The organism is Nocardioides sp. 31GB23 (genome assembly GCF_040012395.1).
GTDB classification, from domain to species: Bacteria; Actinomycetota; Actinomycetes; order Propionibacteriales; family Nocardioidaceae; genus Nocardioides; species Nocardioides salarius.
Genome location: NZ_JBDYKJ010000002.1, coordinates 109166 through 122096, shown reverse-complemented (window position 1 = coordinate 122096; position 12931 = coordinate 109166). Strand labels below are relative to the sequence as shown.

15 protein-coding genes are annotated in these 12931 nt (G+C 73.9%); 3 read left to right on the top strand and 12 right to left on the bottom strand.

Going from position 1 to position 12931, the window contains the following annotated elements; translation table 11 throughout:
* The 3 genes from ABKW28_RS01205 to ABKW28_RS01195 form a co-directional block, all read right to left on the bottom strand.
* On the bottom strand, positions 1-1006 hold a 1006-nt coding region (locus ABKW28_RS01205; RefSeq protein ID WP_348605785.1), incomplete at its 3' end, for a 5'-3' exonuclease H3TH domain-containing protein.
* 36 nt (positions 1007-1042) lie between these two features.
* Positions 1043-2503, bottom strand: a complete 1461-nt coding sequence (locus ABKW28_RS01200; RefSeq protein WP_348605783.1) for an LCP family protein — start codon at positions 2501-2503, stop codon at positions 1043-1045.
* Between the two features lie 61 nt (positions 2504-2564).
* Complete coding sequence (locus tag ABKW28_RS01195; protein ID WP_193667142.1) at positions 2565-3071, bottom strand: acyl-CoA thioesterase; 507 nt, start codon at positions 3069-3071, stop codon at positions 2565-2567.
* Between the two features lie 23 nt (positions 3072-3094).
* Between ABKW28_RS01195 and ABKW28_RS01190 the strand changes: the two genes are divergently transcribed.
* Both ABKW28_RS01190 and ABKW28_RS01185 read left to right on the top strand, forming a co-directional pair.
* Positions 3095-4288, top strand: coding sequence for an LCP family protein (locus tag ABKW28_RS01190; protein WP_348605781.1), 1194 nt, complete (start codon positions 3095-3097; stop codon positions 4286-4288).
* The gene (locus tag ABKW28_RS01185) at positions 4285-5169 is read left to right on the top strand and encodes a crotonase/enoyl-CoA hydratase family protein (protein ID WP_348605779.1); all 885 of its coding nucleotides are present in this window, start codon (positions 4285-4287) and stop codon (positions 5167-5169) included. Before ABKW28_RS01190 ends, ABKW28_RS01185 begins: the two co-directional genes overlap by 4 nt.
* A 16-nt stretch (positions 5170-5185) precedes the next feature.
* Here ABKW28_RS01185 and ABKW28_RS01180 read toward each other — a convergent pair whose 3' ends face one another.
* Entirely contained in the window at positions 5186-5953 is a 768-nt protein-coding gene (locus ABKW28_RS01180) for a sigma-70 family RNA polymerase sigma factor (protein ID WP_348605777.1), read from the bottom strand.
* A 104-nt stretch (positions 5954-6057) separates the two neighbouring features.
* Entirely contained in the window at positions 6058-6603 is a 546-nt protein-coding gene (locus tag ABKW28_RS01175) for a DNA starvation/stationary phase protection protein (protein ID WP_193667138.1), read from the bottom strand.
* An 88-nt stretch (positions 6604-6691) separates the two neighbouring features.
* On the opposite strand from ABKW28_RS01175, the gene ABKW28_RS01170 reads away from it, so the two are divergent.
* Entirely contained in the window at positions 6692-7117 is a 426-nt protein-coding gene (locus tag ABKW28_RS01170) for a CoA-binding protein (RefSeq protein ID WP_348605775.1), read from the top strand.
* On the opposite strand, the gene ABKW28_RS01165 is transcribed toward ABKW28_RS01170, so the two are convergent.
* The 7 genes from ABKW28_RS01165 to ABKW28_RS01135 all read right to left on the bottom strand — a co-directional run bounded on the left by ABKW28_RS01165 (position 7095) and on the right by ABKW28_RS01135 (position 12909).
* Positions 7095-8255 carry a heparan-alpha-glucosaminide N-acetyltransferase domain-containing protein gene (locus tag ABKW28_RS01165; protein ID WP_348605773.1) on the bottom strand — a complete coding sequence of 387 codons (1161 nt, stop codon included), beginning with the start codon at positions 8253-8255 and terminating at the stop codon, positions 7095-7097. The two genes, ABKW28_RS01170 and ABKW28_RS01165, sit on opposite strands and share 23 nt — an antisense overlap.
* 8 nt (positions 8256-8263) lie before the next feature.
* Positions 8264-8794 (bottom strand): 5-(carboxyamino)imidazole ribonucleotide mutase, encoded by a 531-nt coding sequence (purE, locus tag ABKW28_RS01160; protein WP_193667135.1) that lies wholly within the window; start codon positions 8792-8794, stop codon positions 8264-8266.
* Between the two features lies 1 nt (position 8795).
* Positions 8796-9992: a 5-(carboxyamino)imidazole ribonucleotide synthase gene (locus ABKW28_RS01155; protein ID WP_348605771.1), complete on the bottom strand. Its 1197-nt coding sequence runs from the start codon at positions 9990-9992 to the stop codon at positions 8796-8798.
* Positions 9993-10021: 29 nt separating this feature from the next.
* Positions 10022-10333, bottom strand: a complete 312-nt coding sequence (locus tag ABKW28_RS01150) for a winged helix-turn-helix domain-containing protein (RefSeq protein WP_193667134.1) — start codon at positions 10331-10333, stop codon at positions 10022-10024.
* 186 nt (positions 10334-10519) lie between these two features.
* Positions 10520-11539: an adenylate/guanylate cyclase domain-containing protein gene (locus ABKW28_RS01145; protein WP_348605769.1), complete on the bottom strand. Its 1020-nt coding sequence runs from the start codon at positions 11537-11539 to the stop codon at positions 10520-10522.
* On the bottom strand, positions 11536-12039 hold the full coding sequence (locus ABKW28_RS01140) for a PH domain-containing protein (protein WP_348605767.1): 504 nt from the start codon (positions 12037-12039) through the stop codon (positions 11536-11538). The genes ABKW28_RS01145 and ABKW28_RS01140 overlap by 4 nt, the downstream gene beginning before the upstream one ends.
* Positions 12040-12075: 36 nt before the next feature.
* A complete protein-coding gene (locus tag ABKW28_RS01135) occupies positions 12076-12909 on the bottom strand; it encodes a biotin--[acetyl-CoA-carboxylase] ligase (protein ID WP_348605765.1) in 834 nt (277 codons plus the stop codon).
* Positions 12910-12931 lie beyond the last annotated feature (22 nt).

The window sequence follows — 12931 nt, the reverse complement described above, 5'->3', positions numbered from 1 at the left end:
AGGCCCGCGCCCACCTGCGGGTCGGCCGGGCGGGGGGGTCGGCGTACGCCGTGTGCTCGCGCTCCGGCGCGCCGGGGACGGGCTCGGCGAGGGTCAGGGCCCGCACCGCGCCGTTGACGAAGAGGTCGTGGCGACCGAAGACCGAGCGCACCGCCGCCTCGTCGAGGGGCAGGGCGCCGGGGGCGGGTGATCCGGGGTCGATCCCGACGTCGACGGTGCGCGCCATCGCCATCACCTCGCGGTTGAGCCAGAACCGCTCGCGGGCCTCGTCGGTGGCCAGGGTGCGGGTGCGGGCGGGGCCGACCGCGGCCCGGCAGCGCTCTCCCCCCGCGGCGGCGTCGGCGAGGGCGTCGGCGCCGGTGCCGAGCGCGGCGAGCAGCTTGGCGGCGGTCTTGGCCCCGAAGCCGGCGACCCCGGGCAGGTTGTCGGAGGCGTCGCCGCGCAGCGCGGCGAGGTCGAGATACTGCTCGGGGCGCACCCCGGTGACCAGGAACAGCCGGGCGGGGTCGAGCAGCGGCGAGGCGTCGACCCCGCCGTTGAGGATGCGCAGCACCCGGGTGTGCTCGTCGACGAGCGCGAAGCTGTCGCGGTCGGAGGTGGCCAGCACGGTGCGCCACCCGGCGGTCGGCGCCTGGGCGGCGACGCTGGCCAGCACGTCGTCGGCCTCGAGCCCGGGCGGCACCACGACGGCGGCCCCCAGCTCGCGCAGCACCCCCACGACCGAGTCGAGCTGCTCGACCAGCGTCTCGGGCTTCTCGGTGCGGTGCGCCTTGTAGGTGGGCCACCGCTCGCGGCGCACGCTCGCCCCGGGATCGTCGAAGCCGACCACCACGGCGTCGGCCATGGCGCGGTCGACGGCCGCGACCAGCTGCGAGAGCAGCCCGCGCACCGCCCACGCGGGGCGCCCGGCGGCGTCGCGGAAGCCGCTGCGGGCGGAGGCGTGGAAGGCGCGGTGCAGCAACGAGTTGCCGTCGACGACCAGCACGGTGCCGGGATCAGGTGACATCACCCCCCAGGCTAGGCGGCGGCGCCGACCCCGCTCTCAGCAGGCGCCGGACAGGTCACCGGCCTGGTTGGCGGCGTACCCCTCGGAGAGCGACCCGACGGAACCACCAGTGACCGCGGAGGTGGAGTCCGGCTTCGTCTTCGCCTTCGTCTTCGGCGCGGCGCTGCCCTCGGCCTTCTCGATGGCCGCGGCGACCTTGCGCTGGACCAGGTCGATGTCGGGGTCGGCGGTGTTGATCATCGGCGGCACCAGCGAGAGGCTCGACATCTTCTGCTCCTTGGCCTTCATCGCCAGCGACATGAAGCGGTCGAGCTCGGAGGCCGGCAGGTTGGTCGAGATCATCTCGGAGGAGGCCTGGGCGATCTTCTCGAAGTTCTGCAGCGCCGACTGCGGGCTGACCTGCTGCAGCATCGCGTTCATCACGCACTTCTGCCGCGCCATGCGCGAGTAGTCGTCGGAGCCCTCGCGGGCCCGGGCGTACCAGAGGGTCTCGAACCCGTCGAGCTGACGCGTGCCCGGCTCGATGTAGTCGTAGACGTCGGAGCCGAGGCCGCCGACGGGGATCGGCTGGCGCACCGTGAGGGTCACCCCGCCCACCGCGTCGACGAGGTCCTTGAAGCCCTGCAGGTTGACCATCGCCCAGTAGCTGACCTCGAGGCCGGTGATGCCCTCGACGGCCGAGACGGTCGCCTGCACGCCCGGGTCCTCCTCGGAGTCGCCGAACAGCTCGGCGTTGTCCTGCGCCCAGGTGCTGACGCCGTTGAGGTAGTCGGCGTCGAAGCCGTCGGGGAACTGCTCGGCCATCACCGAGCCCTCGGCGAAGGGGAAGTCCTGCATGTTGCGCGGCAGCGAGACCAGCACGGTGCGACCCGTGGTCGCGTCGATCGAGGCCACGGTCAGGGAGTCGGGGCGCAACCCCCAGCGCCCGGCTCCGGAGTCGCCGCCCATCAGCAGCACGTTGAAGCGTCCGTCGGCCGAGCCGGCGACCTCGCTGGAGCCGAACATCGTCACGATCAGGTCGCGCTGCACGCCCACCAGGTGGGCCCCGAAGAGCAGCGACCCGGCGACGCTGAGCGAGAGCACGCCGTTGACCCCGACGGCCGCGCGCCGGTGCGCCAGGCCCAGGCTCAGCGGCTGGCCCAGCCGCCAGGCGTCCATGAACAGCACGGCCCAGCCCACGGCGCCCGCGAGCAGCGCGGTGCGCACCACGAGCAGCAGCCAGGCCTTCGAGCCGAGCGTCACGGCCTTCTCGGGGTCGAGCAGCACCACGAACCCGGTGAGCAGGGTGGTCGCCACGACGACCAGCCACACCCGCAGGGCCAGGCGGCCCACACGACGGTTGCCGGCGGTGAGCTGGGCCGAGCCGGGCGCGACGAGCGTCATCGCCATCAGCGCCAGGGCGCGCCGGAAGCGCACCCGAGCAGCGCGGTCGGCGGCGCTGGTGCGTGCCGGGGCCTCCTGGCCGTCGAGCACCCGGGGGGAAGAGACGGGTGGCATCGAGAGTGCCTTCCTGCTGGGGCGGAACCTGTCGTCCCAGCAGTATCACCAGTCCCAGCCGTCACGAGGGAGCGCCGCGCCGACCCTCCTCGATCTCGCTCTTGCGGGCGAGGCGGTGCGCGCGCCGGATCTCGGCCTCGCGCCAGCGCCGCTCGTCGTCGGCGTCCTCGGGCAGCAGCCCCGGCACCTCGCGCGCGTGGCCCTCGGCGTCGACGGCGACGAAGACGAAGTACGCCGACGCCACGTGCAGCGACCCGACCGACGGGTCGTTCCACGGCTGGGTCTCCACCCGCACCCCGATCTCCATCGAGGAGCGCCCGGCCCAGTTGACCTGCGCCAGGGTGCGCACGATGTCGCCGACGTGCACCGGGCGCAGGAAGACCATCTCGTCGAGCGCCGCGGTCACGGCCGGTCCCCCGCTGTGGCGCTGCGCGACCGCACCCGCGGTCGAGTCGGCCAGCTTGACCACCTCGCCGCCGTGAATGTTGCCCAGCAGGTTGGCCTGGCTGCTCGAGGTCATCACCGACAACGAGACCCGGGCGAAGGACGAGGGGCGCGAGGGGGTCATGGCGGCACGGTAGCCTCCGGCGCATGGCACAGCGGCCCGGCAGCGGGGACGGCGACGAAGAGCGCTTCGACTGGTTGTACGGCGGCAAGGGATCGCCCCCGGAGCCCGACGCCACCCAGCGGATGCCGGTGCAACCGCGCCCGACCCCCTCCCAGCGACCGGCCCAGCCGCCCACCCAACGACCGGCCCAGCGACCGGCCCAGCCCCCGGCCCCACCGCCGACCCAGCACGGCGGCCGCGGCGGGCGCGGCTGGCGCCCCCGCCCGCGGCTGCGCCACCTCGCGCTGCTGCTGGTGGCCTGGATCGTCTTCCTCGTCGCGGTGCCGATCTACGCCTGGACCCGCGTCGACGACGTCGCCTTCGCGCCGGGCGGCGAGCGCCCCGACGAGCAGCCCGGCACGACGTACCTGCTGGTCGGCAGCGACTCGCGCGAGGGCCTGACCCCCGCGCAGCGCAAGGAGTTCGGCACGGGCAACGCGGCCGGCCAGCGCACCGACACGATCATGCTGCTGCACACCGGCGCCGGGCCCAACCTGCTGATGTCGATCCCGCGCGACTCGCTGGTCGAGGTGCCCGACCGCGGCACCACCAAGATCAACGCCGCCTACGCCTTCGGCGGCCCCAAGCTGCTGGTCAAGACCATCGAGCAGAACACCGGCATCCGCGTCGACGAGTACGTCGAGATCGGCATCGGGGGCTTCGTCGGCCTGGTCGACGCCGTGGGCGGCGTCGAGATCTGCCCCGAGAACGCGATGCAGGACCCGCTGGCCAACCTCGACGTCGAGGCCGGCTGCCAGGAGGCCGACGGCGTCACGGCCCTGGGCTACGCCCGCTCCCGCAAGACCTACACGGCCCTCGGCGACGTGCAGCGCGCCCAGGCCCAGCGCGAGGTGGTCTCCGCGGTCGGCGACAAGGTGCTCTCGCCCTGGTCGGTGCTCAACCCCGTGCGCTACTGGCGCCTCAACATGGCCGCCACCGACACCGTCGAGCTCGGCAAGGGCATGGCGCCCTGGCGCGCGGGCATGTGGGCGATGGCGATGACCCGCGTCAACGGCGAGAAGGGCCTGACCTGCGGGGTGCCGATCCAGGACCTCCAGGTCAACTGGGACCCCGAGCGCGCGCCGCAGATGTTCCAGGCGATCATCGACGACGACACCGACCGGATCGGGCAGGGCCTGTGCTCGCCGTCCGGACTGCCGAAGGGGACCACCGGATGAGCCAGACCAGCCACGACACGCTCGACATCACCACCGACGACGACGGTGTCGCCACCCTGACCCTGCACCGTCCCGACCAGCTCAACGCCTTCGACCTGACGATGGCCCGCGAGCTCGAGTCGGTCTTCCGCACCGAGCTGCGCAGCGACGACGTGCGCGCCGTCGTGGTCACCGGCGCCGGCCGGGCCTTCTGCGCCGGCATGGACCTCTCGGCCGAGGGCAACGTCTTCGGTCTCGACGAGTCGCTGCGCCCGACCCCCGAGGAGTTCCGCGCCGCCTACGACGAGGCGCCGTACGACGCCGGCGTGCGCGACACGGGCGGCAAGGTGACCCTGGCCGTGCACGCGCTGCCCAAGCCGGTCATCGCGGCGATCAACGGCCCCGCGGTCGGCATCGGCGCCACGATGACGCTGGCGATGGACCTGCGCCTGGCCTCGACGAAGGCCAAGATCGGCTTCGTCTTCGGTCGCCTGGGCATCGTGCCCGAGGCCGCGTCGAGCTGGTTCCTGCCGCGCATCGTCGGCATCCAGCAGGCGCTGGAGTGGGTCTACTCGGCCGAGGTCCTGACCGCCGAGCAGGCGCTCGAGGGGCGTCTCCTGCGCTCGGTGCACGAGCCCGACGACCTGGTGCCTTCGGCCCAGGAGCTCGCGCGCTCGTTCGTGCGCGACCGGTCGCCGGTGGCGCTGGGCCTGGCCAAGCAGATGCTCTACCGCAACAGCGCCCTGGCGCACCCGCTCGAGGCGCACCTCTCCGACTCGCTGGCGATGTACTGGACCTCGCTGGGCGACGGCAAGGAGGGCGTGGCGGCCTTCCGCGAGAAGCGTGCACCGCGCTTCCGCGGCAAGGCCTCGGCCCTGCCCCGCATCCACCCCCGCGGCTAGGTCCAGCCAGGCCCGACTAGGCGGCGGCGTCGGCGAGCTGTCGGCGCAGCCGCTCGAGCAGGGCGCCCAGCAGCCGCGAGACCTGCTCCTGGGAGAGCCCGACGGCCGCGCCGATCTCGCTCTGGGTGGCGTGCTCGAAGTAGCGCATCCGGACCATGGTCTGCTCGCGCTCGTCGAGGTCGCGCAGCAGCGGGGCGAGCGCGACGCGCGCCTCCGCGCTGGCGAAGGCCGGGTCGGGGCCGCCCATCGTGGCCGTGGCCGACGGCTGCCCCGGCTCGGCGCCCTCGTCGTCGAGGGAGACCGGCGAGAAGCAGCCGGCCGCGTTGAGGCAGTCGACGACCATCTGCAGCGGCACGTCGAGGGCCACCGCGATCTCCGAGTGCCGGGGAGCACGGCCGAGCTCCTGGCACAGCCGCGCCTCGGCGCGGGCGACCCGGGCCTGCATCTCCTGCACCGCCCGCGGCGGCCGCACGGCCCAGCCGGCGTCGCGGAAGTGGCGGCGCACCTCACCGCGGACCGTCGGCACCGCGAAGCCGAGGAAGTCCTCGCCGAGGGTGGGGTCGAAGCCGCGCACCGCCTTGACGAGCCCGAGGCTGGCGACCTGGTCGAGGTCGTCGTCGGCGATCCCCCGGCCCCGGTAGCGCCGGGCGATCTCCAGGGCCACCGGCAGGTTGAGGCGCACGACCTGGTTCTCGTAGTCCTCGCGGACCCCGCCCTGGCTCACCCGCGCCCGCAGCAGCAGACGCGCCGTCTCGACGCGCCGTCGGGAGTCGCCCACGCCCATGCGCCGATCGTGGCAGAGCCACCCAGGTCACCGCAGCAGGACCGCGAAATGCACAGGACGCCCGCACCCACGAGGGGCACGGGCGTCCGGCGGGACGACGAGGCTCAGCCGGCCGACTGCGCGGCGTCCTTCTCCGACGACGCGCCCTCGGTGGACAGGGAGCCGCCCTTGTCCTCGAGGTGGGCGCGGATGAACCAGTGGAACAGCTCGAGCTTGTCGGTCTGCGAGATGAACATGTCCTCGGTGACCGGGTCGAGGTCGCCGAGCTCGGTGATGCCGGAGCGGTAGCTGCTGATCACGCCCTGGTAGACCAGGTCGAGCGCGCCGAGGTGCTCCTGGGTGGTGCCGCGGCCCAGGGAGTACTCCTCCCAGCTGCGGTTGTCGACGATCGAGCCCGGGGTGCCCTTGGGCGAGCCGCCCATGGTGGCGATCCGCTCGGCGAGGTCGTCGGCGAAGCCGCGCACGGCCTCGACCTGGGGGTCGATCATCTCGTGCACGGCGATGAAGTGCGGGCCCACGACGTTCCAGTGCACGTGCTTGAGGGTCAGGTGCAGGTCGTTGGCGGCGTGCAGCCTGTCCTGCAGGAGCGTGATGACGCGCTCCGCGTCGGCGTCGGTCATGCCGGGGACGGTGTACTTGATGTTGGCCATGGGCCCGAACCTAGCCCGCCCGCCGGGGGCACCCACCACCCCTGGGGATGGGCGTCCGTGCTGTCGGGGGCGACCTAGGCTCGGGTGCATGAGTCGCGGCTGGCAGGACCCCGCCTGGGTGGAGATGATGCTCGAGGAGTGCTCGACCTGGGCGGTGGTGGGCCTGTCCGGCGACCCGAGCCGCACGGCGTACTCGATCGCCTCGCTGCTGCAGGAGCGCGGCAAGCGGATCGTCCCGGTGCACCCCGCGGCCGCCCGGCCGGGCGGCCTGGAGGTGCTCGGCGAGCGCGCGTTCGCCTCCCTGTCCGACATCGACGTGCCCGTCGACGTCGTCGACGTCTTCCGCCGCTCCGAGGCCGCCGGGCCGTTCGCCGACGAGGCGGTGAGCATCGGTGCTCGCGGGGTGTGGTTCCAGCTCGGCGTGGTCGACGAGGCCGCCTTCGAGCGCACCACGGCGGCCGGGGTGCCGATGGTCATGGACACCTGCCCGGCTATCGAGTGGCGCCGGCGCTGAGCCGCGCCACCACCGCCTCCAGCGGCCCGCGCCGCCCCGTCGCCACCAGCAGCGCGCCGAGACCCAGCACCACGACGTACTGCACGGCGGTGCCGTCGGAGGACTCCGAGGGCCACACCGCCTCGGTGGTCATCAGCACGTGCAGGGTGTACAGGCTCAGCGTGGCCGCGCCCGCCCCCGCCGCCACCGCCACGCCGTCGACCGCGGGGCCCGGCAGCAGACGCACCAGCAGCAGGCACAGCGCGACCGCGAGGACGGCGCTGCCGATGGTCTGGGCCAGGTCGAAGGGCGTGGTCGAGTGCGGCGCCACCACGAGCAGCCACTGCCAGGGCCCCTCGACCGGGGTCTGCCCGAAGAGCCCGCCCTCGACCTGGTCGCGCAGCCGCGACGCGGCGACCTCGGGCCCCCGGCGCGCGGTGACGCCGGGCACCAGCGCGGAGAGCACGTCCTCGCGCTCGGTCAGGCGGTGCGAGAGCCAGGTCGTCGCGACGGCCACCGCGCCCCCGGCCGCTGCCAGCGCCACGAGCGTACGGCGGCGCAGCGCCGCGAGGTCGAGGCGCCCGAGCGCCATCCCTGCCAGCAGGTAGGCGAACCACGAGGCCATCGGGTAGTAGCCGGTGAACAGCAGCTCCGACAGCAGCCGGCCGGGCTCGGCCAGCTGCTCGAACGAGGGGCTCGCGAAGCCCCGCGGCGCCAGCTCGGGCCGCAGCACCTGCGCCACCGCCGGGCCCAGCACCACCCACACCGCGGCCAGCACCGCGAGCGTGCGCGCCTGCAGGCCCAGCACGAGCAGGCCCAGCAGCAGGAGCACGCCGTAGTGGGTCAGGATCACCGCGATCCCCGAGTCGACCTCGCCCAGGGCCAGGCCCACCAGCGCCACCAGGAGGGCGCGCACCGCCAGCCCGGCCGAGCGGCGGGCCCGCGCCCGACCGCGCAGCGGCCGGGTCCGGCCCGACAGCAGTGCCAGGCTGACCCCGGCGAGCAGGGCGAAGAGCGCCGAGGCGCGGCCCGAGAAGAGCCACGCCGACGCGCTCAGCGACCCGTCGGGGTCGCGCTGGTCGAGCAGGTGGGTGGCCATCATGGCCAGCAGGGCCAGGCAGCGCGCCAGGTCGATCCCGACCAGGCGGCCCGGCCGCACCACCTCGGTCAGAACCCGACCCGCGGCGCGCGGCGCCCGGCCTCGCGGCGCACGACCTCGCCCTTGGCGTGCGCGGCCTCGCGCAGCGTCTCCTGGAAGGCGACCATCCGCTCCTGCAGCGCCGGGTCGGTGGCGGCCAGCACCCGCACGGCCAGCAGGCCCGCGTTGCGCGCCCCGCCGACGGCCACCGTGGCCACCGGGACGCCCGCCGGCATCTGGACGATGGAGAGCAGGGAGTCCATGCCGTCGAGGTAGGCCAGCGGCACCGGGACCCCGATCACCGGCAGCGGGGTGACCGCGGCCAGCATGCCCGGCAGGTGGGCGGCTCCCCCGGCTCCGGCGATGATCACCGAGAGACCGCGGCCGGCAGCGTCGCGGCCGTAGTCGATCATCTCCTGGGGCATCCGGTGCGCGGAGACGACGTCGGCCTCGTGCGGCACCCCGAACTCCTCCAGGGCCTCGGCGGCCGCCCGCATCACGGGCCAGTCGGAGTCGGAGCCCATCACGATGCCCACGCGGGGGGTCTGGGAGTCGGTCATCTCACTCGCTCTCGTCGCCGAGGTCGCCGCGGAACCACGCGGCGGCGTGCCGCGCGCGCTCCAGGCAGTCCTCGAGGTCGTCGCCGTAGGCGTTGACGTGGCCGACCTTGCGACCGGGTCGCAGGTCCTTGCCGTACAGGTGCACGCGCAGGAGGGGGTCGCGGGCCATCGCGTGCGGAAAGCCGTCGTAGAGGTGGCCCACGTCGGCGCGCTCGCCGCCGAGGATGTTGACCATCACCGTCCACCGGGCCCGCGGCGCCGGTGAGCCGAGCGGCAGGTCCATGACCGCGCGCAGGTGGTTCTCGAACTGCGAGGTGACCGCACCGTCCTGGGTCCAGTGGCCGGTGTTGTGGGGCCGCATGGCGAGCTCGTTGACCAGGATCCGCCCGTCGGTGGTCTCGAACAGCTCCACGGCCAGCACCCCGGTCACGCCGAGCTCGCCGGCCACGCGCAGCGCGATCGACTGCGCCTGCCCCGCGAGGTCCTCGTCGAGGTCGGGGGCGGGCGCCACCACCTCGTGGCAGATCCCGTCGAGCTGGGTGGAGGCCACCACGGGGTACGCCGCCGCCTGGCCGCTGGGAGAGCGGGCCACGAGCGCCGACAGCTCGCGCCGGAAGTCGACGAGCTCCTCGGCGAGCAGGCGGACGCCGGTCTCGGCGGCGGTGCGCAGCGGCTCGGCGCACTCGTCGGCGCTGCGCACGACCCACACGCCCTTGCCGTCGTAGCCGCCGCGCGTGGTCTTGAGCACGCACGGGAAGCCGAAGGCCTCGACGTCGGCGACGTCGGAGACCACCGCGTGGCGCGGGCACGGCACGCCGAGGGCGGTGAGCCGCTCGCGCATCACCGCCTTGTCCTGGGCGTGCACCAGGGCGTCGGGCCCGGGTCGCACCGCGATCCCGTCGGCCTCGAGGGCGTGCAGGTGCTCGGTGGGCACGTGCTCGTGGTCGAAGGTCACCACCGCGCACCCCTCGGTGACGCGTCGCAGCGTCTCGAGGTCGCGGTGGTCGCCGACCTGGTGGTCCACCACGACCTGCGCGGCCGAGACGCCTGGCGCCTCGGCGAGCAGCCGCAGCGGGAGGCCGAGGGCGATCGCCGGCTGGGCCATCATCCGGGCCAGCTGTCCCCCGCCGATGACGGCCAGGGTCGGAGCGGACGCGGACGCGGACGTGGCGGGCGTGGACGCGGCTGGCTCGGGCACGGCGCCAGCCTAGGACCTGGTCGGGTGGCTCAGGCGGCGGGGCCGACCTTCTCGAAGCGCAGGCCCTTGCCGCGGATCGTGGTGATCAGGTGCGGGTTGCGGCTGTCGTCGCCCAGCTTGCGGCGCACCCAGCCGAGGTGCACGTCGATGGTCTTCGAGCTCGTCCAGAAGGACGTGTGCCACACGTCGCGCATCAGCTCCTCACGGGTCACGATGTCGCCGGCGCGGGCGATGAGGGCGTGCACGAGGTCGAACTCCTTGCGCGACAGGGCGATCTCGTCGCCTGCGCGCCAGGCTCGTCGGGTGTCGGGGTCGAGGCTGATCTCCTGGACATTGATCATGCACCGATCCTAGGAAGGGTGAAGACCGGTCGGTAGTAAATGGGAGAAAATGTCACTGGCATTTTCATGACAATCGCCACGCCGACGAACCTTTACCCCCGCTCGGCGCGGCAGGTAAAGGACACGGGGCGTCGCACAAGCCCTCGAGATGCACAGATCGGTAACAGACCCGGGCCCGGGCCGGCCTCAGTGCCGGCGTACGGCGACGGGCTCGACGATGCCGAAGCCGCGCACCGGCCGCGCCGCCATCCGGCGGGTCTCGAACTGGTCCTCGGGCAGCAGCCGCGAGGTCGCCTCGTCGGTGATGATCCGGTTGCGTCGCGCGACGTTGGTCAGCCGCGCGGCCATGTTGACCGGCGGGCCGAAGACGTCGCCGAGCCGCAGCACCACCGAGCCGCTGGCCAGGCCGACGCGCACGTCGGGCATCCGCGGGTCGCGACCGATCACGTTGATGATCCCCTCGGCGGTGTCGTAGGCGCTCAGGGGGTCGTCGTTCACGAAGAGCACGGAGTCGCCGATGCTCTTGATGACCCGGCCGCGCTGGGCGGCCACGACGTCGGCGCAGCGCATCTCGAACAGCTCGACGAGGTCGCCGATGCGCTCCTCGGTGAGGGTGTTGGACAAGGCGGTGAACCCGACGATGTCGGCGAAGCCGACGGTGAGCTCGACGGTGTGCAGGTCCTCGTCGTCGGCCGCCAGCGCCTCGATGCGGGCGGCGGCCGCGGCGAGGTGGCGGCGCCACGCGTAGATCAGCAGCTCCTCGAAGGGCTCGCTGAGCTCCTCGACGAGCTGGAGGGCCGAGCCCACCCTCGATCCGGGCACCCCGCCCTCGGCGCCCTCGGCACCCGCAGCCCCGGTCTCGTGAAGCTGCTCGACGCGCTGGACCAGCGCGGTGACCTCCCACTCGGCGAGGCGGGCCATGGTCTGGCCCAGGGCCCGGGTCATGTTGACCGCCAGGTCGTCGTCGAGCACGCCCCCGGCCATCACCCCCAGCAGGGTCGAGATGGCCTGCGCGTCGGAGGGCAGGTAGGCCACGACGTCGTCCGCGTGCTCGGGGAAGCCCAGGGCCCGCCACAGCCGCTTGGCCTGCTCGGTGCTGATCTCGGCGGAGCGCGCGAGCTCGGTGCCGCTGAGCGAGGGACGCTCGCGCAGGATGGCGCTCTCGAGGTCGGTGTGGGTGACCCGGACCCTGCTCTCGTCGCTCACGCGCGCTCGTCCCGACCGGACTCCTGGTGCAGCAGCACCTGCAGGCGGCGCTGGACCTCCTCGACACGCGGGATGTCGGGCAGCACGACCTGGCCGTGGGTGCTCGCGTCGCTGATCACCAGCGTGCCGCAGCCCAGCAGCCGGTCGGTCAGGTGCAGCTCGACGGCCACGTCGCTGACCCGGCCCAGACCGATGTCGTGGCCGCGGCGGGTCAGCACACCGGTGCGCGTGATGAGCCGGCGGTCGGTGAAGGTGTAGTGGCCGGTCCACCACTCCAGGAACGGCCACACGGTGAAGCGCAGGACGCCCAGCCCGACGACGACCCACACGACCCACGCCACGACGCGTCCGCCGTCACCGGAGGTGCGGGTCTCGACGACGGCTCCCAGGGCGAGCAGCAGCACGAGGACCAGCAGCGGCAGCAGCAGCGCCTTGGGGTGGGTGCGGGTCGAGACGACGACGCTCTCTCCGGAGTTGAGCAGCTTGCGGTTGATCGGCACGACCCCGATCCTCTCACCCGGAGTGACGCACGTCGCTCACGCCGGACGCACGTGCACGACGTCGCCGGCCGAGAGCGCCACCGCGGCGCCCCCGCCGGCCTGCTCCGCGGGCTCGACGAGCAGCCTGCCGTGGCGGTCGACCCCGACCGCGGTGCCCACCAGCGCGTCGGCCCCCGGCAGCTCGACGCGCACCTGCCGACCGAGCGTCACGCACGCGTCGGCGTACGCCGCCCGCAACCGGTCGGCGGCGGCGTCGCCGCCCTCCTGCCAGTCGTCGTAGGCGGCGCGCAGGGTCTCGAGCAGCGTCACGAGGAGGGGGCCGCGCGCGGGCAGGTCGACGCCCCGCTCCTCGGCCTCGACCAGCAGCGAGGTGGCGGTCGGCACCGGCAGCAGGTCGGCGGGCAGCCGCACGTTGAGGCCGATGCCCAGCACGGCGGCCGGGCCGGTGGGCGTCTCGACCCGCTCGACGAGGATGCCGGCGACCTTGCGGTCGTCGACCAGCACGTCGTTGGGCCACTTGACCCCGGCGGGGAAGGCGTGCGAGCGGAGCGCGCCGGCCACGGCGTGGCCGGTGAGCAGCGGCAGCCACGGCCACTGCTCGGCGGGCACCCGTGGGCGCAGCAGCAGCGAGAACGTCAGGGCCGAGCGCGCGGGCGTGGTCCACGCGCGGTCGAGGCGTCCGCGACCGGCGGTCTGGTGCTCGGTGACGACGACCAGGCCCTCGGGCGCCCCCTCGCGGGCGCGCCCGGCGACCAGCGCGTTGGTCGAGGGCGACTCCTCGACCACCTCGACGCTCAGCCCGGGCACCTGCAGGCGGGTGGTGTCAAGGGGCTCGTCGAGGGGTGGGCGCCGGGGCGCGGTGTCGGGCACGGGCACTACATTGACGCACGAG

Bases quoted from the DNA above. Each gene is read 5' to 3' on its own strand.
- ABKW28_RS01200 (WP_348605783.1), bottom strand. From the start codon at position 2,503: ATGCCACCCGTCTCTTCCCCCCGGGTGCTCGACGGCCAGGAGGCCCCG.
- ABKW28_RS01195 (WP_193667142.1), bottom strand. From the start codon at position 3,071: ATGACCCCCTCGCGCCCCTCGTCCTTCGCCCGGGTCTCGTTGTCGGTG.
- ABKW28_RS01190 (WP_348605781.1), top strand. From the start codon at position 3,095: ATGGCACAGCGGCCCGGCAGCGGGGACGGCGACGAAGAGCGCTTCGAC.
- ABKW28_RS01185 (WP_348605779.1), top strand. From the start codon at position 4,285: ATGAGCCAGACCAGCCACGACACGCTCGACATCACCACCGACGACGAC.
- ABKW28_RS01180 (WP_348605777.1), bottom strand. From the start codon at position 5,953: ATGGGCGTGGGCGACTCCCGACGGCGCGTCGAGACGGCGCGTCTGCTG.
- ABKW28_RS01175 (WP_193667138.1), bottom strand. From the start codon at position 6,603: ATGGCCAACATCAAGTACACCGTCCCCGGCATGACCGACGCCGACGCG.
- ABKW28_RS01170 (WP_348605775.1), top strand. From the start codon at position 6,692: ATGAGTCGCGGCTGGCAGGACCCCGCCTGGGTGGAGATGATGCTCGAG.
- purE (WP_193667135.1), bottom strand. From the start codon at position 8,794: ATGACCGACTCCCAGACCCCCCGCGTGGGCATCGTGATGGGCTCCGAC.
- ABKW28_RS01150 (WP_193667134.1), bottom strand. From the start codon at position 10,333: ATGATCAATGTCCAGGAGATCAGCCTCGACCCCGACACCCGACGAGCC.